Genomic DNA, 2,468 nt, shown 5'->3' on the forward strand with positions numbered 1-2,468 from the left:
TGGGGAGGGCCAGTTCGATCACAAGATCAGCGACAGATCCACGTATATGCCTGGTCTGTGCCTGGTATGTGTCCCGGTGACGGAGGCGGCTGCTTGGGACGGTTTTGCGGGCGGGCCGCGACGTAGGCTGATCGTGCGGGGGCGGGAGGACGCGATGGCAGTCGAAGAGATGTTCGGCGCCAGCTCCGAGACCGGCGAGGACTGGGTCGACGAACATGGGATGCGGGCCTGGCGTGAGCTGCTGCACTCCCATGCCCACGTGACCCGGGTCCTCGAGGCCGAGCTCGAGGCGGCTCACCGGCTTCCCCTGGCCTCGTACGACGTGCTGGTCCAGCTCGCCGAGGCCCCGAACGGCGAGTTGCGGATGAGCGAACTCGCCCAGGCGGTGCTGCTCTCCCGCAGCGGTCTCACCCGGTTGGTCGACCGGCTGGAACGGGAGGGACTGGTCGCCCGGCGGTCCTGCCCATCGGATGCCCGCGGCACGCTCGCCACCCTCACCCCGCAGGGGCTCGACCGGTTGCGGGCGGCCTCGGGCACCCACCTCAAGGGGGTCGCCCGGCACGTGCTCTCCCACTTCAGCCGAACCGAGCAGGACCTGCTCGCCGAGCTGCTGGGCCGGCTGAGCCCGCCGAGGCCGGGTGGCAACGGCCGGGGGTGCGGCGCGGACGCCTGAGCGGCCACGGCCTGCCGGCGCCACGGCCTGCCGGCACCGCACCCCGGCCGGTACCCCGGCCGGTCATCCGGACGCGGTGATCGGGACCGCCCCCCGCGCGGCGGAGACCAACGCCTCGTAGGCCTCCCGGGAGGTGGTCTCGGCCCCGAGCCCCTGAGGCTTGCTGGCGCCGTGGAAGTCACTGGAACCGGTCGCCACCAGCGAGAGCTCGGCAGCGAGGCCACGTAGCCGGCGCCGCTCGACGGGTAGGTGATCGGGGTGATCGACCTCGAGGCCGGTCAGGCCCGCCTTCGCCATCGCCTCGATCACCTCGGGACCGACCGTGACGCCGCGCCTGCTCGCGAACGGGTGCGCGAACACGCTCACCCCGCCGGCGCCGTGGATGAGGCGAAGCGCCTCCCAGACGTCCGGCTGCTCCTTGCCCACCCAGTACGGTCCGCCCGCGCCGATCCACCGGTTGCTGAACGCGGCCGCCACCTCGGGGATCAGCCCGGTCTCGACCATGACCGCGGCGATGTGGGGCCGGCCCACCGTGCCGGCCGCCAGCTCCAAGACCCGTTCCCAGCGCACCGGATGCCCGTCCGCGGTGAGCCGGTCGACCATCCGACGGGCCCGGGTGGCGCGATGTTCTCGCACCTGGGCCCGGGCCGCCGCGAACGCCGGCTCGGCCGGGTCGAACAGGTAGGCCAGCACGTGCAGGGATACCCAGGCACCTGCTACCTCGACCTGGCAGGAGATCTCGGCGCCCGGCACCAGGGTCAGCCCGGCCGGCAGGGCCGCGGCCGCGCGGCCGATGCCCGCGATGGTGTCGTGGTCGGTGAGCGCGAGGACCGACAGGCCCTGCCCGGCCGCGAGCCGGACGAGGTTCTCCGGTGACTCCAGGCCGTCCGAGGCGGTCGAATGGGTGTGCAGGTCGATGGCCACCCGCTCCATAATGCTTCATAGTGGCAGCTTTTCGCCGCGCGGCGATGATGTGGGCGGGAGGCGGTGGCGGCGGGCGGCAGGCGGGCGGTGAGGCCTACAGGTCCAGATCGGTCAGGACCAGCACCCGCTCCTCGGTGAGGTCGGTCATGGCCGAGCGGACCCCCTCCCGCCCGATGCCGGAACCCTTCGTCCCACCGTAGGGCATCTGGTCGGCCCGGTACGACGGGACATCGCCGATGACGACCCCCCCGACCTGGAGCTCCCGGTGGGCGCGGAACGCGGTGGCCAGGTCGTGGGTGAACACCCCGGCCTGCAGGCCGTAGGCGCTGTCGTTGATCCGGGCGAAGCCCTCGTTGACGCCGTCGACCGCCGCTACGACGATCACTGGGCCGAAGACCTCCTCGCCTACCACCTTGGCGGTGAGCGGAACGTCGGTCAGTACGGCCGGGCTGAGACTCGTGCCGTGGCGCGTCCCGCCGCAGACGAGTGTCGCCCCCGCCTCGACGGCCTCGATGATCCACGCTTCGACCCGTTCCGCCGCCGCGACGTCGATCAGCGGCCCCACGTCGGTGGCCGGGTCGGCCGGATCCCCGTCGTGCAGCGCCCGCACGGCGGCGACGATCTCGGCGAGCAGCTCGTCGATGATCGTGCGGTCTGCGTAGACCCGCTGCACGGCGATGCACGACTGGCCGGCCTGGTAGTTGGCGAACAGGGCGATGCGGCCGGCGGCCCGGGCCAGGTCGGCGGGAGCCGCGTAGTCGGCGGCGACCAGCACCGCCGCGTTCCCGCCGAGTTCGAGGACCACGTGCTTGCGGGGGACCGCGTCGCGGATGGACCAGCCCACCGGGCCGGAACCGGTGAAGGACACCAC

3 protein-coding genes are annotated in these 2,468 nt (G+C 72.9%); 1 reads left to right on the forward strand and 2 read right to left on the reverse strand.

Annotation, left to right across the window (positions count from 1 at the left end):
* The first annotated feature begins 154 nt into the window (after positions 1-154).
* Positions 155-673 carry a MarR family winged helix-turn-helix transcriptional regulator gene (locus ACY45C_RS18590; RefSeq protein ID WP_462188854.1) on the forward strand — a complete coding sequence of 173 codons (519 nt, stop codon included), beginning with the start codon at positions 155-157 and terminating at the stop codon, positions 671-673.
* Positions 674-736: 63 nt separating this feature from the next.
* Here ACY45C_RS18590 and ACY45C_RS18595 read toward each other — a convergent pair whose 3' ends face one another.
* Both ACY45C_RS18595 and ACY45C_RS18600 read right to left on the reverse strand, forming a co-directional pair.
* Positions 737-1,606 carry a PHP domain-containing protein gene (locus ACY45C_RS18595; protein WP_462188849.1) on the reverse strand — a complete coding sequence of 290 codons (870 nt, stop codon included), beginning with the start codon at positions 1,604-1,606 and terminating at the stop codon, positions 737-739.
* Between the two features lie 85 nt (positions 1,607-1,691).
* Positions 1,692-2,468, reverse strand: a 777-nt coding sequence (locus ACY45C_RS18600; protein ID WP_462188850.1) for an aldehyde dehydrogenase family protein, incomplete at its 5' end; no start/stop codon positions are given.

The organism is Frankia sp. CcWB2, assembly GCF_977927585.1.

Bases quoted from the DNA above. Each gene is read 5' to 3' on its own strand.
- ACY45C_RS18590 (WP_462188854.1), top strand. From the start codon at position 155: ATGGCAGTCGAAGAGATGTTCGGCGCCAGCTCCGAGACCGGCGAGGAC.
- ACY45C_RS18595 (WP_462188849.1), bottom strand. From the start codon at position 1,606: ATGGAGCGGGTGGCCATCGACCTGCACACCCATTCGACCGCCTCGGAC.